The following is an 18,893-nucleotide window of genomic DNA, read 5'->3' as shown; positions in this document are numbered from 1 at the left end:
GATGCTATGGATTTCACTATCGTTGCCGTCACGGCCTGCGTCAGCGGCGTCGCTCACACCTATATGGCGGCCGAGCGGCTGGAAAAAGTCGGCCACCAGGAGAAATGGAATATCAAAATTGAAACCCAGGGCGCGCTGGGGGTGGAGAACAAAATAATGGCCGACGATATCGCCCATGCCGATGTCGTTCTGCTGGTGACGGATATTGAAATTGACGATGCCGGACGCTTTAGCGGCATCCGCACCATTAAGACCAGCATCAAAACCTTTCTGCTGCAGCCGCAGCAGATTGTCGACGCGGTGAAATGCATTATGAAAAAGCCGGTGGTTTATCTTGAGATCCCGTGAGTACACCGGTGATTTTGCCGCCCGGGCAAGGCGCTTGCCCGCGGCCCGGGGAAATAACACTTCCCCTGCTCAGACTTCCCCCGGTCGCGCTGCGCTTACCGGGGCTACAGGTTCACCACCGTTTGCCGTTTTGTAGCCCGGGCAAGGCGCTTGCGCCGCGGCCCGGGGAAATAGCACCGCGCCCGCTCAGACTTCCCCCGGTCGCGCTGCGCTTACCGGGGCTACAGGTTCACCGCCGTTTGCCGTTTTGTAGCCCGGGCAAGGCGCTTGCGCCGCGGCCCGGGGAAATAGCACCGCGCCCGCTCAGACTTCCCCCGGTCGCGCTGCGCTTACCGGGGCTACAGGTTCACCACCGTTTGCCGTTTTGTCGCCCGGGCAAGGCGCTTGCGCCGCGGCCCGGGGAAATAGCACCGCGCCCGCTCAGACTTCCCCCGGTCGCGCTGCGCTTACCGGGGCTACAGGTTCACCGCCGTATGCCGTTTTGTAGCCCGGGCAAGGCGCTTGCGCCGCGGCCCGGGGAAATAGCACCGCGCCCGCTCAGACTTCCCCCGGTCGCGCTGCGCTTACCGGGGCTACAGGTTCACCGCCGTTTGCCGTTTTGTAGCCCGGGCAAGACGCTTGCGCCGCGGCCCGGGGAAATAGCACTGCGCCCGCTCAGACTTCCCCCGGTCGCGCTGCGCTTACCGGGGCTATAATTCCATGCGATTTTTACGCCACCCCCAGCAGCCATTTCTGCGCGGGCGTCAGGCGGCTGGCGGTTTCCGGCGTCAGCCAGCGCTGCTGATCCTGCTGCGCGGTATCCGCCCTGTCGATATATAAGCCGTGCAGCACGCGCCTTCTGCTGCCGACGCGGTTGCGCGTCCCGCCGTGCCAGGCGTGGGCGTTATAAATCATCACGCTGCCCGCCGGCGCGGCGAACACCACCTCATCAGGATGCGCCAGCTCCGGGTCATCCAGCACCGCTTCCGGCAGCTCCGGACGCAAATGGGTGCCGGGAATAATGCGCGGCGCGCCGTTTTCAGCGCTCAGATCATCGATAGCCCAGATGGTATTCACCAGATGCACTTTCGGAAAATCGTGACGCGGCTTTTTCCAGTCCGCATGCAGCGGCTGATGGCCGCCGTTGAACAACGCTTCCCGCGCGTTCAGGCTGGAGACTTTAAAATCCCCCTGAAAAACATGCCGACAGGCGGAGAGAATCAGCGGATGGGACCAGACCTTTTCCCAAATCGCGCCTTTGTTAATCAGGTTAGCGATGCGGGTTGCCGTCGCTTCCTGGTGGTGCTCGATCGCCAGATTATCGCCCTCTCTCTCGACGATGGCGTCGATAAGCGCGCGCATCGCCGCCAGCCACTCCGCGTCCACCACGTTATGCACAACGGTGTAGCCCAGGGTATCCAGCTCCTGTTTCATTGCCGGGCTCAGCGCAACGTTCGCCCCCAGCGCATCCAGATAAACCGCAGATTGTTGTTCCATATTTATATTCCTTAACTTATCGATAACACAAAACAAACTCTAATCGGCGGCGGGCGGGAATACATGAGGGCAAAACTACGAAAAACTGGACGAGCGTACGCGGCAGGGAAAAGTGTGATGGCCATCAAAATCCAGCTTTTTCCCCCTTCCTGCAGGGCAATCATTAGCGAAGACGCCTGATACAGAACAAACCTGTGCAGATAAAATAGATTATAATCAACAGGATAATTGCTCTCTTCTAAGGCATACGGAATGATTGACGATCTGGCGGATATTTTAAATCGTTTAGTAAATCAGAAAGATAATCTGCACGTCAGGTTCCCCGACCCGGATATCTCCGAGCCCGAGCTGGCGTTTAAGGTGCCCTTTCCACGGCTGGAAATTGTGCTTGAGGGTGAGCTTAAGGAGAGCGGGCTGCCGCTGTCGGAGACGATGCTCTCCGCCTCGCAGGTGCTCTACGTTCAGGCGGGTAAATGGACGCTGCCGGAATGGACCGCGCCGGCGTCGACGTTAAGCATTCTGTTTGGTCGCCAGAAGCTCGGGTTTTGCGTTCAGCACTGGGACGGCAAGCAGCTACGCACGGAAAAGCAGAACGTCGCCCGCCTCGGACCGCGCGTGGGCTCCTACCTGCTGCTGTCGCTCAATGAAATCTGCCTGCAGCCGGACCCGGTAACCGCCAGGCTGGTGGTCGCGGCCCTGTTGAGCCACTGCCTTGAGCAGCTGGTCGGGCTGGAGATGCGCGTCAGCCGCAGCCGCGATCTGTTTCTGGCGGTACAGGATTATCTCGAAGAGCATCTCACCCAGCCGCTGACCCGCGAGTCGGTAGCGAAGCGTTTTCATATTACGCCCAACTACCTGTCGCATATATTCCAGAAATCCGGCTCCGTCGGTTTTAATGAGTTTCTCACCAGCGTCCGCCTGGAAAAGGCGAAAAAGCTGCTGCGCGGCTACGATCTTAAGGTCAAAGAGATCGCCCACAACTGCGGTTTTGTCGACAGCAACTATTTCTGCCGGGTGTTTAAACGCTACACCGAGCGCTCGCCTTCCGAATATCGTCGCCACTGCCGCAGCGCGCAGCAGGGATAGTTCACGCGGCCCATTCAACCCGTCCGCGGCCGTTATTTTTTGCCTTATAGAGCGCGTCATCGACCTTTTTAATAAACAGGTTCTGCGGCTCGTCTTTATGGCGCAGACCTACGCCAATGCTGATCGACAGCGGGTTATCGTGGTTGATCAGGATCGCGCGGGCGTTTTGCAAAATCGACTGCGCCAGTTCATCCACTTCCTGCGCCGACAGGCCATCGACAATAATGGCAAACTCTTCTCCGCCAATCCTCGAAGGCAACACCTTATCGCTGGTAAGCTTCGCCAGCTGTTTGCCAAGGGCAAACAGCACTTCGTCCCCCACCAGATGACCCCAGGTATCATTAATTTTCTTGAAGTAGTCGATATCCACAATCATCAGCGCCAGCCTGCGCCCCTCCTTCTCGCGGATGGTGTCGATAAAAAAACGACGGTTGGGCAGCTGGGTCAGCTCATCCTTGAGCGATTGCGAACGCGCGTCGACGTACAGGAGATTGATGCGCTCAATAATTTTGTAGACCCCGACCGCGCTCAGCAGCATGCCGGACAGGCGCAGCAGATCTTCGCAGTAGTACCCCATCCAGCGCGGCTGGTGGAATATTTCGTCCATCAGGTCGAAAGTGCCACCGGCAATCCACAGCAGCAGGCCGTAGCGTACCCAGTTAACCGCCACGTGGTTCATCCGCACCTTGGTCGAACTCCAGAGCATAAACAGCAGAAATAGCAGCGCCAGCAGATCGATATACATCCCTGGATTGGTCAAAATTTCGCGCCACGGCCCCAGCGGCGGCGAGACGAACGCGCACAGGCTCGATACGGCGACAATCGCCAGCAGTGCCGGAAGAATATGCGTTCGAGAGATAGAAGAACAGGGTTGAATATGGATGTTTTTTTCGCGTTCGGGCATGGTCAGGTCTCATTACAGCGCGGCTTGCCGGGTTTTTAGCATAACAGCGCAGAGCGTTTGCGCGAACTGTAAAGGTGCGATGCCGGGCGACGGGCGCGGATTTCCTGGTCCGCCGCAGACTCAGCCTTAAGGTTATCTCGAACTATCTGCCTCGACGTTAACGCTGACGTTCAGTCTCTTCGCCTCCATGGTTATTATCTTCCGGGCAAGCGCCCTGTCGCTCCCGTGCACCCGATCTATCAGCGCCTGGACGATTGTCATCATGAGAAAGTGCTGATTAGCCGGACAGAAATCGGTCATATCAATCCCGCAATCCACCAGCTGCTGGTGCGCATCGCGCTCTGTCTGCTCAATGGTTTCAATCACTTTCTCTTTCATATGCTCGATACGCGCAAAAACCACGCGATTAATGATTTCGATTTGCTCAGGCGTAAAATTTTTTTCCATCATTATGCTCTCGTCAAAGTATAAGGTTCTTAATTAGCTGACCAGCCTCAGCTCTCTCGCCACAATCCTTTTAAACTCTTCACAATGCCTATGCTCCGGCTGCGTGCAGCGTACTTCAGCCCGCATTGGGCTTCGGCATTGCGGCATCGCAAACACCTCACCCGTGGCTGGCTCGCTTGCTAAGCGTGCTCACACATCTGGCCTGGGGATTCGGGCTCTATAGCGCGGCACTGGCTATCAGAGCGTGGGGATAATAGCTTAGCAGCCCGTCGGGGAGTCAGAATGAGGCTAACTGACCCTGCGCGCCAGGAGAATATCGTGTGGGTCACTCACCCAACACACCGTTACTTTTTTGCCGCTGTAGCTGATTATGTTGCTCAAGCTCATACTCAATAAAGGCGTCTATCATGGACCGATACACTTTCTCAATAATCACTTCGGGTAACCCTGCGGCAGCCGCCTTTTCGCGAACCCGATCAATAACCTGCTGCACGCGCGCGGGAGCACGAACGGCGGAGTGGTCAGTTTTGAATGCGGCAGCGGCTTTAACGCACTCAGCACGTTGAGCAATCAGGCTAACCAGTTCGCTATCAATCGAATCGATCTGGCTTCTGACATCGGCAAGGGTGGAAAACGTCATCACTTTGAACCTTTAAACTAGTACAATGGCTCAGAATAATATCTCAAATTTCGCCAGATTCCAGCCCTGCGTTTATTCAGAAAGCGCTGGTACGCATAGCCGCATAGAGGGAGCAGAGCTCCTGCAGGCTTTTGGTTCCCATGCGCTTCATCAGCCGGGTACGCTGGACGCTGACCGTGGACGGGCTGACCCCGCGGATACGGGCAATATCATCCAGAGAATGGCCGCGTAAACTGAGCCTCATGATCTGTTGCTCGGCATGGGTAAAATTAAACGTATCGGGCAGATAAGCAACGCTCTGGTTCTGGGCCGATAACAGGCCCATCACTTTTAACGCCTGACGCAGCTCTTCGACCGTCAACCTCTCTGACAAACAGAGCTTTAACAGGCCCGGAAACAGCCGGTTGATGGTCTCAAAATGGCGCTCAGAGGTGATGAAGATGGCGTAGTGCTCCGGCGGATGGCGAAAGAACAAAGCATATATCTCCTGGATATCCATCCCGCAGGTGACATACACGCAGTTGCTTAACCCGGCATCCGCGCCATCGCTCAGCTCCTGCACTATATTCTCAACGCCAGAAATAAATACACGATCCTTTCCATGAATAGTCATCTTGAAGTCCCGAGTTTACCGTCTTTTATTATCCTTCCATATGGATGCTTTTCTGAGAGTGTTATGTCGTCAGTCTGGCAGATCAATACCGCCCTCTTTTCCGTTTAGCTTTCGTTTAGCTTAAAGGGATTGGCAGTACTGGCTTCGGTTTAACCATTGAAACCATCGAAGTATTTTTAAGTTTTAACAAACTGAGCGCTTAAAAATATAGGAATAAGATTACTGCCAATTCACAAAAAACCCTTATATTCGCAAATAAAAACGAAAAATAAACCAAAAGAAACCACTTAATCCATTGATTTAAAATCATAATAAATCATTAGGATTATCTTTATAAATGACATAAAAAATATTTATCTTCTATTTTTAATATTCAGATCTCGATCTCAAAACATCATTTCATTTTGTGTAAAAGTAATTTTCAATAAAATTACAGACAGTACTAATTAGTCATCACCAGGGAATAAAGAATAATGTGTGGTGAATCCCCCTAAGCGGCGGGGTCATGCTGAATTGAGGAATACCCTCATCGACGTTTCGTTTTTATAGACGAATCAGGAAGTCAGCGCCTGATTCACCGGGAGGCACCCGGCACCACACTACCATCTAATAATTTCATTTGTATCGTTCTGCCTGCTTTACGGCAGGTAATTTCTTGTACCTTTGGAAAATAAAAAAAGTAGAGGCACCCTATGTTTCGTTCCTTATTATTAGTCACGATCCCTTTTATCAGTATTGCTGCCCACGCGGTGACATTTGATTATCGTCATGAAACCAATGACAAAGCCGGCAATAATCATAAAGACAGACTGCTGATGTCTCACCGTTTTGCCAATGGCTTTGGCCTGTCGCTGGAAGGGAAATGGAAAGGTTCGCAGGATAAAAATAAAGCCTATGATGAAACCGTGAGTAACGGCACCGAAGTGGTGGCGAGCTATGTGCATAAAATAAATAAAACCTTCCAGATTGAGCCCGGCTTCTCTCTGGATACCAGTTCGTCCTCAAACAACTATCGTCCCTACCTGCGCGGTAAAGCGAATCTGACCGACGATGTCAGCGCCTCATTGCGCTACCGACCTTACTACAAGCGCAATTCAGGCAATATCGGCACGTCTAAAGACACCTCGGAGAACGGCTATAATCTGACCAGCGTTCTTTCCTGGAAATTCCTCAAAGATTATCAGCTCGATTATGAACTGGACTATAAAAAAGCCAACTCCGCGGGGGTTATTTTAGCGGATAACGAAAGCTATGACTGGACCCATGATTTTAAGCTAACCTATAAATTTGATAAAAACTGGTCTCCTTATATGGCCATCGGCAACGTTTCCGGCAGTAAAACCACCGATGAACGCCAAACGCGTTATCGCGTTGGTGTGAAATACTCCTTCTGATAACTTCCTGTCAGCCAGATAATAAATAAGGGTTTTATTAAACCCTTATTTTCATTAAGAGGATAATAATGAAGATTGCAAAAATCACCCTGGCATTGGGCGCTCTGAGTCTCTTCTCACTGAGTGCTGGCGCCCAGGAGAACGCGCGCCTGAGCAGCGTAAAGCAGTTCGCTGACGTCGTGCTGGATAAAGCGGGAGATCGGTACGGCCATCACTCTCCTCTGCTGGCCAATGGCGTGGATCCTCGCACCGGCAAGCAAATGGAATGGGTCTTTCCGGACGGTAAAGTGACCGTGCTGTCGAACTTCTCGGCCCAGCAAAACTTGATGCGGGTGCTGGTAGGGTTAAGCAACCTGACCGGCGAAGCAAAATATAAGCAGCGGGTCGCGGAAAATATTCGCTATTACTTTGACCACTATCAGGACGCCAGCGGGCTACTGCTGTGGGGAGGCCATCGCTTTGTTGATTTGAAAACGCTGCAGCCTCAAGGCCCGAGCGAAAAGGAGATGGTCCATGAACTTAAGAACGCGTATCCCTATTACGACATGATGTTTGCCGTCGATGACAAGGCCACCGCGCGCTTTATCAAGGCTTTCTGGAACGCTCATGTTTACGACTGGAAAACGCTGGAAACCAGCCGTCACGGGGAGTACGGCAAACCGATGGGCGCGCTCTGGCAAAGTGATTTTGTCCAACAGCCGCCCTTTTTCGCCACCAAAGGCCTGAGCTTTCTCAATGCCGGCAACGACCTTATCTACTCCGCATCGCTGCTCTATCAATACGATGGTGACGCTGGCGCGCTGACGTGGGCGAAGCGTCTGGCCGAACAGTACGTTCTGCCGCGAGATAAGAAGACCGGACTGGGCGTCTACCAGTTTACCCAACCGCTAAAACGCGCCGACACCACCGATGACAGCGACACGCATTCGAAATACGGCGACCGCGCGCAGCGGCAGTTTGGCCCCGAACTGGGCCCGGACGCGCTGGAGGGCAATATGCTGCTGAAGGGCCGGACCAGCACGCTCTACTCAGAAAATGCGCTGATGCAGCTTGCCCTGGCAAAATCGCTCGGCAAAGACGGTGACGATCTCAAAAAATGGACCCTTGATGGCCTCAAAGCCTTCGCGACCTACGCTTACGATGAGCAGAACAATACCTTCCGCCCGATGCTGGCCAACGGCACGGATCTCTCCGGCTATGCGTTAAAACGCGATGGCTATTATGGGAAAAAAGGCACGGTGCTCAAAGCCTATCCGGCGGGAAATGAATTTCTTCTCTCCTACGCCCGCGCCTGGACGCTTGAACCGGATCGTGCCATCTGGAAAGTCGCCCGCGGCATCGCGAAAGGCCAGGGTTTAGGCGATATCGGTGAACCCGGCGGCGCAAACCGCAGGCTGAATAACCAAACGGAGAACCATCAGCCGTATGCGATTTTCGCGCTTATCGACCTGTGGCAGGCTACCGGGCAGCAGGACTATTTGACGCTGGCGGATCGCATCGGCGCGAACATCATCAACAAGCAGCGCCTCAACGGCTTTTTTGTCGATGACCCTGAGGCCGAATATGCCAGTATCGATAGTATTGCCCCCTATGCGCTTCTCGCCCTGGAAGCCGCCTTCCGCAACACGCCGGACGCGGTGGCGCCGTTCCTGAACGGCGCGGGATTCACCGAGGGTGCTTATCGGCTGGCTGACGGGACGGTTCGCTACTCCACGCGAGATGACGAGCTGTTCAGGCTCAGACCCGGCGAACAGCTTAAACCGAACGGCAAAAGATAAAACAGGCCCCCACCGTGGTGGGGGGTTGCGCTATGCCCGGTTTACCAGAAGCGAAACGATAGCCGCTACTTCCCGGCATCCAGCGCCGACACCGCGCGCGAATAGGCCGCTATCGCCAGCGCCACATCGTCGGCGGTGACCGACTCCGCGGGATGATGGCTGATGCCGCCTTTGCAGCGCACAAATAGCATCGCTGACGGCCAGCGTTCGGCAATGGCGATGGCATCATGCCCGGCGCCGCTCGGCAGCGTCAACGAACGCCCCTGCACCGCCTGCACCGCCTCGCTCAATACCTGCTGCAATCCGCTATCGCAGGCGGTGGCGGCAATACGGTAAAACTCTTCGGCACTGAACCGCAGCTGGCGACGAGAGGCAATGGCCTGCGCCTCCTTCAGCAGCGTATCCAGCAGCGCATCCAGCGGCTGGTCGTGCGGCCCGCGAATATCCAGGGTCAGCGTAACGTCGCCGGGTATCACGTTAACCGCGCCGGGCGCGCAGCGCAGCGTACCCACCGTGGCGACCCGGTTTCCGCCCTGCTCGCGGGTCAGGGTCTCTACCCGCACCATCCACTCGGCGGCGGCGGCCAGCGCATCTTTCCGATGACTCATCGGCACGGTCCCGGCGTGTCCCGCCTCGCCGGTAAAGCGGCAGTTCAGGCGACGCGCGCCGTTGATCGCCTCGACCACCCCCAGCGCCAGCCCTTCCTGCTCGAGGCACGGCCCCTGCTCGATATGCAGTTCCAGGTAGGCGGCAATCTCCTCCGGGCGGCGGGCGGCAAGATGAATGCGCGCCGGATCCAGCCCCGCCAGCACCATCGCCTGCGCCACGCTGACACCGTCGGCATCGGTCTGCGCCAGCCAGCTCTCGGGCCAGGTACCGGTTATCCCGCGGCTGCCGAGCAGCGTAATACCGAATCGCGTCCCCTCTTCATCGCAAAAGCCGACAATCTCAATGGCCTGTTTCAGCCTCCGCCCCTGTTGATGCAGACCGTGCACCACTTCGATCGCCGCCAGGACGCCGAGCATCCCGTCGTAGCGCCCGGCGTTGCGCACCGTATCAAGGTGCGACCCCAGCAGGATGGCGGGCGCTCCCTCCTGCTCTCCCTCGTAGCGGCCGCAAATATTGCCGACGCTGTCCTGCCAGACGGTCATTCCGGCCTGGGTCATCCACCGCGCCGCCCGCTGGTTGGCCTCGAGATGCTGTGGGGAGAGATAAACCCGGGTCAGGGCATCCGGCGTTTCGCTGATCGCGGCCAGCTCATCGGCGCGGGCCATCACCCGCGCCGCGGCCTGCTGCATTTCCGCCTGCTGGCGTTGTGCTGGACTCATTGGGCGCTCTCGCTGCGATAGTGATCCCACGCGGCCTGCATCGCCGCGCCCTGAGTGGTGGGGAATTTGAGAAAGTTCAGCACCGACTCCAGCGCGCTGAGCGTGGTCATCACGCAGTCTTTACGCGCGTTGTACCCCATGGTGCCGATCCGCCACACTTTGCCGTGCAGCGGGCCGAACGAGGTACCGATTTCAATACCGAAATCTTCCAGCATCAGCTTGCGCGCCTGGTCGCCGTTGATACCCTGCGGGATAACGACGCCAAGCACGTTGTTCATCTTATGTTTCAGGTCGCCGAAGGTCTCCAGCCCCATCGCCTGAATGCCTTTGACCAGCGCGTCGCCGTGCAGCTTATGGCGGGCAATGCCGTTATCCAGCCCCTCCTGGAGGATCAGCCGTGCGCATTCGCGGGCGCCGAACAGCGCGGTAGTGGCCTCGGTATGATGGTTAAGGCGCTCCGGCCCCCAGTAGTCCATCACCATGCCGAGATCGAAATAGTTGGAGTAGATCATCTCCTCGTCGCCGTCGCGGTGGGCATCGGTGCGAATCCCCTCTTCCACGCATTTGCGGCGGCGAATCGCCTCTTCCATGCGCGCGCTGAGGGTAATCGGCGAGGTGCCGGACGGGCCGCCGAGGCACTTCTGCATCCCGGCCGAGACCGCATCCAGCCCCCAGGCGTCGGTTTCCAGCGGGTTACCGCCCAGCGAAGCGGTGGCGTCGGTGTAAAACAGTACGTCATAGCGGCGGCAGATATCCCCCAGCTCCGCCAGCGGCTGCAGCATCGTGGTGGAGGTGTCGCCCTGCACCGTCAGCAGCAGGCGCGGACGAATACGTTTGATGGCATCCTCCACCTGGTCCGGGGTAAACACCTCACCCCAGGGCACTTCAATGGTGTGCACTTCCGCCCGGCAGCGGCGGGCGATTTCGCACAGCAGATGGCCGAAGCGGCCAAACACCGGCACCAGCACCTTGTCCCCCGGCCGAATAGCCGAAACCAGGATCGCCTCAATCCCGGCCCTTGAGGTTCCGTCCACCAGCATCGTCCAGCGGTTTTCGGTACGAAATACGCCGCGGTACAGCGCCATCACTTCGTTCATATAGTGGGTCATCGCCGGGTCGTACTGGCCGATCAGCTGGCTCGACATGGCGCGCAGCACGCGCGGGTCGGCGTTAATCGGGCCGGGCCCCATCAGCAGGCGCGACGGCGGATTGAGTTGCGGAAACTGAGTGATATCCATCTTTAAGTCCTTATTGATTGAGGCCGCGCACGGAGGAAATAAACTGCTTCAGTTCGCTGGTCTGCGGGTTGGCGAACAGCGTTTTGCTGTCGCCCTGCTCCCAGACGCGTCCCTGATGCATAAACACGACGCGGTCGCCCACTTCGCGGGCAAAATTCATTTCATGGGTCACGAGAATCAGCGTCATGCCCTCCGCCGCCAGCTGCTCCAGCACCTTAAGCACTTCGCCAACCAGCTCCGGATCCAGCGCCGAGGTGATCTCGTCACAGAGTAAAACTTTTGGCGACATCGCCAGCGCGCGGGCAATCGCCACGCGCTGCTGCTGGCCGCCGGAGAGACTCGACGGGTAGTAATCGAGCCGGTCGCCCAATCCGACCTTTTCCAGCATCCGCTGGGCCAGTTCACGGCACTCGGCGGCGCTCTTCTTCAGCACCCGACGCGGCGCCAGCATCACATTTTCCAGCGCCGTCATATGCGGAAACAGGTTAAAACTCTGGAACACCATGCCGATAGAGCGGCTGATCTCCCGCGCCTGCGAGTCGCGGTCGGTAATGGTCATCCCGCCGAGCTTAATGCTGCCTTCCTGATAGCCTTCCAGGCCGTTGATACAGCGCAGCAGCGTGCTTTTGCCCGACCCGCTGCGGCCGATAATCGAGATCACTTCGCCCATATCGATATCCAGATCGACGCCCTTGAGCACGTGGTTATCGCCGTAGTACTTCTGCATCTGATTAATGGTGATGAGAGGCATTGAATTTGTTCTCCAGATGACGGCTGTAGCGGGACAGCGGGTAACACAGAATGAAATAGCCCAGCGCCACCAGCGCAAAGACTTTAAACGGCTGATACGTCACGTTGGTCAGCATTGTTCCCGCTTTGGTCAGCTCGACGAAGCCGATAATCGACGCCAGCGCGGTACCCTTGATCACCTGCACGGCAAACCCCACCGTCGGGGCGATGGCGATCCGCAGCGCCTGCGGGGCGACGACCCGATACAGCGTCTGGCCAAAGCTCAGCCCCAGACAGCGCGAGGCTTCCCACTGCCCTTTTGGCAGGGCGCGGATGCTGCCAAACCAGATATCGAGCAAAAAGGCGCTGGTATACAGCGTCAGCGCCAGCGACGCCGCGGTCCACGCCGAAACGTCGATGCCGAACAGCGCCACGCCGAAAAAGGCGAGAAACAGCTGCATCAGCAGCGGCGTCCCCTGAAACAGTTCGACATAGCCGCGGATCAGGCGTTTTACCTGACGCCCGCCGGTCATGCGCAGCAGCAGGAGCGGCAGCGTGACCAGCGCGCCGCCGAGAAACGCCACCAGCGACAGCAGCACCGTCCAGCGCCCGGCCAGCAGCAGATTGCGGACAATGTCCCAATCGGTAAAGGTGGTCATCATGCCTGCACCCCCAGCCATTTACGTCCCGCCGCCATCAGCAGCTGACGCATCGTTATCGACAGCGCTAAATAAATCCCCGTCGTCACCAGATAGACCTCAAAACTGAGGAAGGTGCGCGACTGAATCAGGTTAGCGGCAAAGGTCAGCTCTTCATAAGAGACCTGCGACACCACCGACGAACCGAGCATGACGATGATGCACTGGCTCACCAGCGCCGGATAAATGCGCTGCAGCGCGGGCGGCAGAATGACCTGAATAAAGGTCTGCGTCCGGGTCAGCCCCAGTACGCGCCCCGCTTCCCACTGACCTTTCGGCGTCACCTGAATCCCGGCGCGTACGATCTCGGTACTGTAGGCCCCAAGATTGACCACCATCGCCAGCAGCGCGGCCTCGCCCGCCGTCATCTTCAGCCCCAGATTCGGTAAGCCGAAGACGATAAAAAACAGCTGTACCACAAACGGCGTGTTGCGAATCAGTTCGACATACCCGCCCCAAATCCGGCTGAACCACGTGGGACGCCCGCTGCGGATGGCGGCGCCGAAGATGCCAATCGTCAGGCCACCTATCGTCGCCAGCACCGTCAGCTGAATGGTCACCCACAGCCCCGCCAGCAGCTCCGGCCAGTGCGGCCAGAGCGCAGAAAAATGAAGTTGCTCCGTCATGCCCGGACCTTACGCGCCGAGGCTGGCAGGCAGCGGCGCTTTCAGCCACTTCTCAGACAAACCGTTCAGGGTGCCGTCTTTTACGCCCTGCTCAATCAGCGCATCCACTTTCGCCTTCAGGGCCGGTTGGTTCTTTTTCAGGCCGATAAAGCACGGCGAATCCTTCAGCATAAAGCTCGGCACCGGGGCCTTGTCAGCGTTCTGCCGGGAGATGGCCGCCACCACCAGGTTGCCGGTGGCCACATACTGCACCTGGCCAGATAAATAGGCCGACAGCGTGGTGTTGTTATCTTCGTAGCGCTTAATCTGCGCCTCTTTCGGCGCCACGCTGGTCAGCACCATATCTTCCACCGCGCCGCGGGTCACGCCCACGCTTTTACCGCTCAGCGCCGCCGGGTCTTTCAGCTCCGCGCCTTTCGGGCCAAACACGCCGAGGAAGAACGGCGCATAGGCGCGGCTAAAGTCGATCACCTTTTCGCGCTCGGCGTTTTTACCGAGGCTGGAAATCACCAGGTCCACCTTATCGGTTTGCAGATAAGGCACGCGGTTGGCGCTGGTCACCGGCACCAGCTGCAGCTTGAGCTTCATCTCTTTGGCGAGATAGCGCGCCATATCGATGTCGTAGCCCTGCGGCTGAAGGTCGGTACCCACCGAGCCAAACGGCGGGAAATCCTGCGGCACCGCAATGCGGATCGTGCCGCGCTTTTCAATATCCTGGAGCTGGTCAGCTTTCGCCGCCGGGAGGTTGGTTAACAGACAAGCGGCCCCGGCCAGTGCGATCAACAGTTTCTTCATGATGTTTACCCGTTACGTTAGCATGAAACAAAAGATTCTTTGAAGTCACTTTTGCAACTAATGTGCCAGATAAAGCGCCGCGCATCGGGTTAGCCCGCCGCTTGGCTAAGCGAACGTAAAACAAGGGAAATTGAGGAATTAAGAGGGAACGACCGCGCGTTCCCCCATTATTTTATCGCACCAAAACCATGCAAAGCACCACGCTGGCGCCCCATTATCGTTGTTCCAGCTCGTCCAGCTGCTGATAAAGGGTGGCGATGTCGTGAATGCGCGGGCGGCCTTTATCGAGAATTTCGTGCAGAAAGGCGTTCGACAGCAGATTGATCAGGCTATTGACCGAGGCGTAGCTGTCGTAGGCCGATACGCTATCCAGCGGCGCGCAGAGCCGCCAGCGCGCCAGCGGAAACAGGCCGTGGGCCTGCGGCTCGCACATCAGCAGCGCCGGAATGCCGCTGCTCTGCAGCTGCTGCAGCAGCGGGCGAATAATTCGCGGGCGGCGGCGGAACGCCATCACCACCACCAGATCGTCGGCGGTTAAATCCACCAGCTCTTCGCTTAAGCTTTGTCCCGGCTGCGGCAGCACCAGCACCTGCCCGCGCGCCTGCAGGAGCTGCTGGCGCAGATGCAGCGCCGCCGGATAAGCATTGCGCATGCCGATAATCACGATACGCCGGGCGCTCACCAGCGCCTGAATCGCCTCGGCGAACTGCTGGACATCAAGGGCGTTAACCCACTGGGTCAGGTTGGCCATCTCCTGTTTATAGTGGCGCGCCAGCAGCGTGTTGCCCTGCACCGCATCGCGATTATCGGTCAGCGGCATTCCGCTCTGGCGCAGGGTGCGCAGCTCATCGCGCATATCTTTATATTTTTCATAGCCCAGGCGCTTGAACAGACGGCTGACCGTGGCTTTCGATACGCCGCTCAGCTGCGCCAGCTCGGCGCTGTTGTAGCTAATCAGGTCATCAAAATGATCGAAAATAAAATCCGCCACCCGCTGCTCTTGGGGTGATAATGACGGGTACTGCTCTTTCAGTCGTTCATCAAGCTGTTGCATAAGACCTCTGTAACTTTCGTTTCACCGCACTATACCGCTAACGCCTTTCATAATGCATGCCAGTTCGGCAAAAAACGCGCATCGTCGGCAGCGATTGAAACTTTACGTTCAGACATGGAACAGCTTTTGCAACCCTCTGCGGACATTTCGCTTAATTGAGGACACCCCATGCAAAGTCATGTTGCCGCCCGCGGGATGGCGGTTGCGCCCCATCATCTGGCCAGCCAGAGCGCGCTGGCGGTTCTGCGCGAAGGCGGAAGCGCTATAGAAGCGATGGTCGCCGCCGCTGCGGCCATCGCCGTGGTTTACCCGCATATGAACGGCCTCGGCGGCGATGGCTTCTGGCTTATCGTGCCCCCCGAGGGCGATCCCATCGCCATTGACGCCAGCGGCGCGGCGGGGTCGCTGGCGACGCCGCAGGCCTACGCCGGCCTCGCGCAGATCCCCCACCGCGGACCGCAGGCGGCCCTGACCGTGGCGGGCACCGTCAGCGGCTGGGACGAAGCGCTTAAGGTGTCGCGGGAGTTAACCGGGAAATCGCTGCCGCTGACGCGTCTGCTGGAAGATGCCATCGGCTACGCCGCCGGCGGTATCCCGGTGACCGCCTCGCAGGCCAGCGCGACCGCCGATAAATTCAGCGAACTGCGCGACCAGCCCGGCTTCGCCGAAACCTTTCTGGTGGACGGCCAGCCGCCGAAGGCCGGGAGCCGCTTTTTGCAGCCGGCGCTGGCGAACACTCTGCGCCGATTAACCGAAGACGGTTTAGACAGCTTCTATCGCGGGCCGCTGGCGGAGCAGCTGGCCCGCGGTATGGAAAAGTACGGACTGCCCGTCACCCTGAGCGACCTACAGCAGCATCGCGCTCGCCGCCCCCAGCCGCTCAGGCTGGCGCACCGGCACGGCGAACTGTGGAACCTCGCGCCGCCGACCCAGGGGCTGGTTTCGCTGGCGATCCTCGGCATCACCGACAGGCTGGCGATGGCCGATGCCGACGATGCGATGACCGTCCACCGAATTGTGGAGGCGACCAAGCTGGCCTTCGGCCTGCGCGACGCGCATATCACCGATCCTCGCCACCTTGATGTCGATATCCAGAGCCTGCTGACGCCGGCGGCGCTGCAGCCGCTGGCGGAGAATATCGACGACCAGCGGGCGGCCCCGTGGGGCGCGGGCAAAGGCCCGGGCGACACCGTGTGGATGGGGGTTATCGATAAAAGCGGGCTGGCGGTCTCCTTTATCCAAAGCCTGTACCACGAGTTCGGCAGCGGCGTGGTGCTGCCGGAAAGCGGCATTGTCTGGCAGAACCGCGGAGCATCGTTCAGCCTCGACCCGCGCCACCTGCTGGCGCTGGCGCCCGGCAAGCAGCCGTTTCACACCCTCAACCCCGCCGCCGCAAGGCTGAACGATGGCCGGGTGATGGTATACGGCTCCATGGGTGGCGACGGCCAGCCGCAAACCCAGGCCGCTATTTTCACCCGCTACGTGATGCAAAACGTGCCGCTACAGGAGAGCATCACCCGGCCGCGCTGGCTGCTGGGGCGCACCTGGGGGCAGACTTCCGACTCGCTCAAGCTGGAGGGCCGCTTCAGCGCCGAAAGCGTTGCCCGCCTGCGTCAGCTGGGGCACGACGTTGACGTGCTGGCCGATTTTAGCGAAGCCATGGGCCACGCCGGGGCGATTGTTCGCCATCCCAACGGCCTGTTTGAGGGGGCCAGCGATCCGCGCAGCAACGGCTCCGCCGCCGGCTATTAGGAGCTGATGATGAACACACCGCACAACGAATGGGACGCTTACCTCACACAAATGGAACAGCTGCTGGCGCTGGAGCTGGACGATGCGCGGCGCGCAGAGCTCAGGGTGCAGTTTAGCCGCATCGCCGCCATGGCCGGGCCGCTGCTGGCCTTTCCCCTCGACGATCGCGTCGAAATCGCCGGAGTCTATAAAGCATGAAGCTACCTGAAATGACGATTCACGAAATCCAGCGCGCGCTGGCCGCCGGCGAGCTCAGCGCCAAAGAGATCGCCCGCCACACCCTGGAGAACATCGCCCGCGTTAACCCGCAGATCAACGCCTGGACCCACGTCAGCGAAAAGCGCATGCTCGCCGAGGCAGAGAATATCGATACCCTGCGGCGGGAAAAAAAGCCCCTGCCCGCGCTGGCAGGCGTTCCCTACGCGGTGAAAAATCTGTTCGATGTCGCCGGCCATACCACCCTTGCCGGGGCGCAGCTGCTGAGCGATCGCCCCGCCGCCGCCGCCGACAGCTGGGCGGTGCGCCAGCTACATAGCGCGGGCGCGCTGCTCTCCGGGATGCTGAATATGGATGCCTACGCCTACGGTTTTACCACCGAGAACAGCCACTACGGGGCGACGCGTAACCCGCACGATCTTTCGCGGATCGCAGGCGGCTCCTCGGGCGGGTCGGCGGCGGCGGTGGCCGCCGGGCTGGTGAATTTCTCGCTGGGCAGCGATACCAACGGCTCCATTCGCGTCCCGGCCTCGCTGTGCGGGATCTTCGGCCTCAAGCCGACCTTTGGCCGGTTATCGCGCTCCGGCAGCCATCCTTTCGTCGCCAGCCTCGACCATATCGGTCCGTTTGCCCGCTGCGTCAGCGACCTTTCGGCGGTCTACGATGCGCTGCAGGGTCGCGATCCGGGCGATGGTTTTCAGGCCGACAAGGCCAGCGAGCGCACGGCGAATCTGCTGTCACGCGGTCTCGAAGGCCTGCGCTGCGCCACCCTCGGCGGTTATTTTACGACATGGTGCGATAACGACGCCCGTGCGGCCGTCGCTCGCGTCGCCGGGGCGCTGGCGGCGCATGAGGCTGTGATTTTCCCGGAGGGGGAGCTGGCCCGCTCGGCGGCGTTTATTATCAGCGCCGCCGAGGGCGGAAATCAGTACCTGCCCGCGCTGCGTAGCCAGCCCGAACGTTTTGAGCCGAACTCCCGCGAGCGCCTGCTGGCGGGCGCGATGATCCCGTCGGCCTGGTATCTTCAGGCCCAGCGCTTCCGCCGCCACGCGCAGCAGGCGTTTAAAGCCCTGTTCGCCCATGCGGATGTGCTGATCGCCCCGGCCACGCCGTGCAGCGCGACGCTCATCGGCGCGCAGACCATGGAGATTAACGGCCAGCCGCTGCCGATTCGCGCCAGCATGGGGATGCTGACCCAGCCCATCTCCTTCCTTGGCCTGCCGGTGGTCACCGTGCCGCTGCGTACGGCGAACGGTCAGCCGATTGGCCTGCAGCTGATTGCCGCGCCTTTTAATGAACAAGCCTGTCTGCGCGCGGCGCGGGCACTGGAGGAGATGGGCATTACCGACGCCCGCCCGGTGGAGATAGCAGCATGATGACGCAAGAGCAGATTAATCGCCCGTTGGTTCTCGCCGAGGTGACGGCGGCGTTTTACCGCTATGAGGAAGCGCTGGTGAGCAACGATATCGCGGTACTGGATGAGCTGTTCTGGCACGATAAGCGCACGGTGCGGCTGGGGGCCGGGGAAAATCTCTACGGTATCGACGAAATCCGCGCCTTTCGCGCCGCCCGCCCGGCCGCCAGCCTGCAGCGCGCGCTGCGGCACACCACCATCACCACCTTCGGCGAGGATTACGCGGTGTGCAGCACCGAATTCACCCGCGAAGGCAGCGAACGCATTGGCCGACAGCAGCAAACCTGGGTGCGCTTCCCCTGCGGCTGGCGCATCGTCGCCGCCCAGGTGAGTTTGATGAGTTAAGCCCCGCGCCTT

General features: G+C 59.0%; 20 protein-coding genes and 1 pseudogene. 9 read left to right on the top strand and 12 right to left on the bottom strand.

The annotated features are described in order from the left end of the window. Positions 1-6 precede the first annotated feature (6 nt). The gene (locus BJF97_RS11150) at positions 7-348 is read left to right on the top strand and encodes a PTS fructose-like transporter subunit IIB (protein WP_004849743.1); all 342 of its coding nucleotides are present in this window, start codon (positions 7-9) and stop codon (positions 346-348) included. 708 nt (positions 349-1,056) lie between these two features. Here BJF97_RS11150 and BJF97_RS11145 read toward each other — a convergent pair. Beyond that, positions 1,057-1,824 (bottom strand): phytanoyl-CoA dioxygenase family protein, encoded by a 768-nt coding sequence (locus BJF97_RS11145; RefSeq protein WP_004849740.1) that lies wholly within the window; start codon positions 1,822-1,824, stop codon positions 1,057-1,059. A 252-nt stretch (positions 1,825-2,076) separates the two neighbouring features. On the opposite strand from BJF97_RS11145, the gene BJF97_RS11140 reads away from it, so the two are divergent. Then, a complete protein-coding gene (locus tag BJF97_RS11140; RefSeq protein ID WP_025106241.1) occupies positions 2,077-2,910 on the top strand; it encodes a helix-turn-helix transcriptional regulator in 834 nt (277 codons plus the stop codon). Between the two features lies 1 nt (position 2,911). Here BJF97_RS11140 and BJF97_RS11135 read toward each other — a convergent pair whose 3' ends face one another. Together BJF97_RS11135 and BJF97_RS11130 are read right to left on the bottom strand one after the other, a co-directional pair. Continuing rightward, complete coding sequence (locus tag BJF97_RS11135) at positions 2,912-3,814, bottom strand: GGDEF domain-containing protein (protein ID WP_014228780.1); 903 nt, start codon at positions 3,812-3,814, stop codon at positions 2,912-2,914. Between the two features lie 132 nt (positions 3,815-3,946). Then, the gene (locus BJF97_RS11130) at positions 3,947-4,261 is read right to left on the bottom strand and encodes a hypothetical protein (protein ID WP_032693404.1); all 315 of its coding nucleotides are present in this window, start codon (positions 4,259-4,261) and stop codon (positions 3,947-3,949) included. A 110-nt stretch (positions 4,262-4,371) separates the two neighbouring features. Here BJF97_RS11130 and BJF97_RS32425 point away from each other — a divergent pair. Then, positions 4,372-4,515, top strand: a pseudogene (locus BJF97_RS32425) (DUF2938 family protein); the annotation flags it as partial. A gap of 71 nt (positions 4,516-4,586) precedes the next feature. On the opposite strand, the gene BJF97_RS11125 reads toward BJF97_RS32425, so the two are convergent. Both BJF97_RS11125 and BJF97_RS11120 read right to left on the bottom strand, forming a co-directional pair. Beyond that, entirely contained in the window at positions 4,587-4,901 is a 315-nt protein-coding gene (locus BJF97_RS11125; protein ID WP_014228778.1) for a chorismate mutase, read from the bottom strand. A gap of 76 nt (positions 4,902-4,977) precedes the next feature. Beyond that, positions 4,978-5,514 carry a helix-turn-helix transcriptional regulator gene (locus BJF97_RS11120; protein WP_014228777.1) on the bottom strand — a complete coding sequence of 179 codons (537 nt, stop codon included), beginning with the start codon at positions 5,512-5,514 and terminating at the stop codon, positions 4,978-4,980. Positions 5,515-6,206: 692 nt separating this feature from the next. Between BJF97_RS11120 and BJF97_RS11115 the strand changes: the two genes are divergently transcribed. Continuing rightward, positions 6,207-6,908, top strand: coding sequence for an oligogalacturonate-specific porin KdgM family protein (locus BJF97_RS11115; protein WP_014228776.1), 702 nt, complete (start codon positions 6,207-6,209; stop codon positions 6,906-6,908). 68 nt (positions 6,909-6,976) lie between these two features. Beyond that, the gene (locus tag BJF97_RS11110) at positions 6,977-8,686 is read left to right on the top strand and encodes a pectate lyase (RefSeq protein WP_032693403.1); all 1,710 of its coding nucleotides are present in this window, start codon (positions 6,977-6,979) and stop codon (positions 8,684-8,686) included. A 65-nt stretch (positions 8,687-8,751) separates the two neighbouring features. On the opposite strand, the gene hpxK is transcribed toward BJF97_RS11110, so the two are convergent. From hpxK to hpxU, 7 genes are all read right to left on the bottom strand, one after another. Then, positions 8,752-10,014 carry an allantoate amidohydrolase gene (gene hpxK, locus BJF97_RS11105; protein WP_032693402.1) on the bottom strand — a complete coding sequence of 421 codons (1,263 nt, stop codon included), beginning with the start codon at positions 10,012-10,014 and terminating at the stop codon, positions 8,752-8,754. Next, a complete protein-coding gene (locus tag BJF97_RS11100; protein WP_032693401.1) occupies positions 10,011-11,252 on the bottom strand; it encodes a pyridoxal-phosphate-dependent aminotransferase family protein in 1,242 nt (413 codons plus the stop codon). Before BJF97_RS11100 ends, hpxK begins: the two co-directional genes overlap by 4 nt. Positions 11,253-11,262: 10 nt before the next feature. Continuing rightward, entirely contained in the window at positions 11,263-12,003 is a 741-nt protein-coding gene (locus BJF97_RS11095) for an amino acid ABC transporter ATP-binding protein (protein ID WP_014228772.1), read from the bottom strand. Then, the gene (locus BJF97_RS11090) at positions 11,984-12,640 is read right to left on the bottom strand and encodes an amino acid ABC transporter permease (RefSeq protein ID WP_014228771.1); all 657 of its coding nucleotides are present in this window, start codon (positions 12,638-12,640) and stop codon (positions 11,984-11,986) included. Before BJF97_RS11090 ends, BJF97_RS11095 begins: the two co-directional genes overlap by 20 nt. Continuing rightward, positions 12,640-13,305: an amino acid ABC transporter permease gene (locus BJF97_RS11085; RefSeq protein ID WP_014228770.1), complete on the bottom strand. Its 666-nt coding sequence runs from the start codon at positions 13,303-13,305 to the stop codon at positions 12,640-12,642. Before BJF97_RS11085 ends, BJF97_RS11090 begins: the two co-directional genes overlap by 1 nt. A 9-nt stretch (positions 13,306-13,314) precedes the next feature. After that, on the bottom strand, positions 13,315-14,100 hold the full coding sequence (locus BJF97_RS11080) for a transporter substrate-binding domain-containing protein (protein ID WP_014838043.1): 786 nt from the start codon (positions 14,098-14,100) through the stop codon (positions 13,315-13,317). A gap of 214 nt (positions 14,101-14,314) precedes the next feature. Beyond that, positions 14,315-15,154 carry a MurR/RpiR family transcriptional regulator HpxU gene (hpxU, locus tag BJF97_RS11075; protein WP_004849708.1) on the bottom strand — a complete coding sequence of 280 codons (840 nt, stop codon included), beginning with the start codon at positions 15,152-15,154 and terminating at the stop codon, positions 14,315-14,317. Between the two features lie 168 nt (positions 15,155-15,322). On the opposite strand from hpxU, the gene hpxW reads away from it, so the two are divergent. From hpxW to hpxZ, 4 genes are read left to right on the top strand one after another with little or no spacing between them, the layout of a single operon-like run. Then, positions 15,323-16,906, top strand: a complete 1,584-nt coding sequence (gene hpxW, locus BJF97_RS11070; protein ID WP_032693400.1) for an oxamate amidohydrolase — start codon at positions 15,323-15,325, stop codon at positions 16,904-16,906. A gap of 9 nt (positions 16,907-16,915) precedes the next feature. After that, a complete protein-coding gene (gene hpxX, locus BJF97_RS11065; protein WP_004131209.1) occupies positions 16,916-17,104 on the top strand; it encodes an oxalurate catabolism protein HpxX in 189 nt (62 codons plus the stop codon). Next, positions 17,101-18,498 (top strand): AtzE family amidohydrolase, encoded by a 1,398-nt coding sequence (locus BJF97_RS11060; RefSeq protein WP_032693399.1) that lies wholly within the window; start codon positions 17,101-17,103, stop codon positions 18,496-18,498. The genes hpxX and BJF97_RS11060 overlap by 4 nt, the downstream gene beginning before the upstream one ends. Next, positions 18,495-18,881, top strand: a complete 387-nt coding sequence (gene hpxZ, locus BJF97_RS11055; protein WP_103449094.1) for an oxalurate catabolism protein HpxZ — start codon at positions 18,495-18,497, stop codon at positions 18,879-18,881. Before BJF97_RS11060 ends, hpxZ begins: the two co-directional genes overlap by 4 nt. The last annotated feature ends 12 nt before the right edge of the window (positions 18,882-18,893 follow it).

Origin of the sequence: Klebsiella sp. LTGPAF-6F (assembly GCF_001753185.1) — a bacterium.
GTDB lineage: Bacteria > Pseudomonadota > Gammaproteobacteria > Enterobacterales > Enterobacteriaceae > Klebsiella > Klebsiella michiganensis.
The sequence above is the reverse complement of the archived record's forward strand: the minus strand, read 5'-3'. Positions and strand labels throughout refer to the sequence as shown.

Excerpts from the sequence above, each read along its gene's own strand:
- BJF97_RS11130 (WP_032693404.1), bottom strand. The coding sequence starts at position 4,261 with ATGGAAAAAAATTTTACGCCTGAGCAAATCGAAATCATTAATCGCGTG.
- BJF97_RS11080 (WP_014838043.1), bottom strand. The coding sequence starts at position 14,100 with ATGAAGAAACTGTTGATCGCACTGGCCGGGGCCGCTTGTCTGTTAACC.
- hpxU (WP_004849708.1), bottom strand. The coding sequence starts at position 15,154 with ATGCAACAGCTTGATGAACGACTGAAAGAGCAGTACCCGTCATTATCA.
- hpxK (WP_032693402.1), bottom strand. The coding sequence starts at position 10,014 with ATGAGTCCAGCACAACGCCAGCAGGCGGAAATGCAGCAGGCCGCGGCG.
- BJF97_RS11115 (WP_014228776.1), top strand. The coding sequence starts at position 6,207 with ATGTTTCGTTCCTTATTATTAGTCACGATCCCTTTTATCAGTATTGCT.
- BJF97_RS11150 (WP_004849743.1), top strand. The coding sequence starts at position 7 with ATGGATTTCACTATCGTTGCCGTCACGGCCTGCGTCAGCGGCGTCGCT.
- BJF97_RS11095 (WP_014228772.1), bottom strand. The coding sequence starts at position 12,003 with ATGCCTCTCATCACCATTAATCAGATGCAGAAGTACTACGGCGATAAC.
- hpxX (WP_004131209.1), top strand. The coding sequence starts at position 16,916 with ATGAACACACCGCACAACGAATGGGACGCTTACCTCACACAAATGGAA.
- BJF97_RS11110 (WP_032693403.1), top strand. The coding sequence starts at position 6,977 with ATGAAGATTGCAAAAATCACCCTGGCATTGGGCGCTCTGAGTCTCTTC.
- BJF97_RS11140 (WP_025106241.1), top strand. The coding sequence starts at position 2,077 with ATGATTGACGATCTGGCGGATATTTTAAATCGTTTAGTAAATCAGAAA.
- hpxZ (WP_103449094.1), top strand. The coding sequence starts at position 18,495 with ATGATGACGCAAGAGCAGATTAATCGCCCGTTGGTTCTCGCCGAGGTG.
- BJF97_RS11145 (WP_004849740.1), bottom strand. The coding sequence starts at position 1,824 with ATGGAACAACAATCTGCGGTTTATCTGGATGCGCTGGGGGCGAACGTT.
- hpxW (WP_032693400.1), top strand. The coding sequence starts at position 15,323 with ATGCAAAGTCATGTTGCCGCCCGCGGGATGGCGGTTGCGCCCCATCAT.
- BJF97_RS11090 (WP_014228771.1), bottom strand. The coding sequence starts at position 12,640 with ATGACCACCTTTACCGATTGGGACATTGTCCGCAATCTGCTGCTGGCC.
- BJF97_RS11085 (WP_014228770.1), bottom strand. The coding sequence starts at position 13,305 with ATGACGGAGCAACTTCATTTTTCTGCGCTCTGGCCGCACTGGCCGGAG.
- BJF97_RS11100 (WP_032693401.1), bottom strand. The coding sequence starts at position 11,252 with ATGGATATCACTCAGTTTCCGCAACTCAATCCGCCGTCGCGCCTGCTG.
- BJF97_RS11135 (WP_014228780.1), bottom strand. The coding sequence starts at position 3,814 with ATGCCCGAACGCGAAAAAAACATCCATATTCAACCCTGTTCTTCTATC.
- BJF97_RS11120 (WP_014228777.1), bottom strand. The coding sequence starts at position 5,514 with ATGACTATTCATGGAAAGGATCGTGTATTTATTTCTGGCGTTGAGAAT.
- BJF97_RS11060 (WP_032693399.1), top strand. The coding sequence starts at position 17,101 with ATGAAGCTACCTGAAATGACGATTCACGAAATCCAGCGCGCGCTGGCC.
- BJF97_RS11125 (WP_014228778.1), bottom strand. The coding sequence starts at position 4,901 with ATGACGTTTTCCACCCTTGCCGATGTCAGAAGCCAGATCGATTCGATT.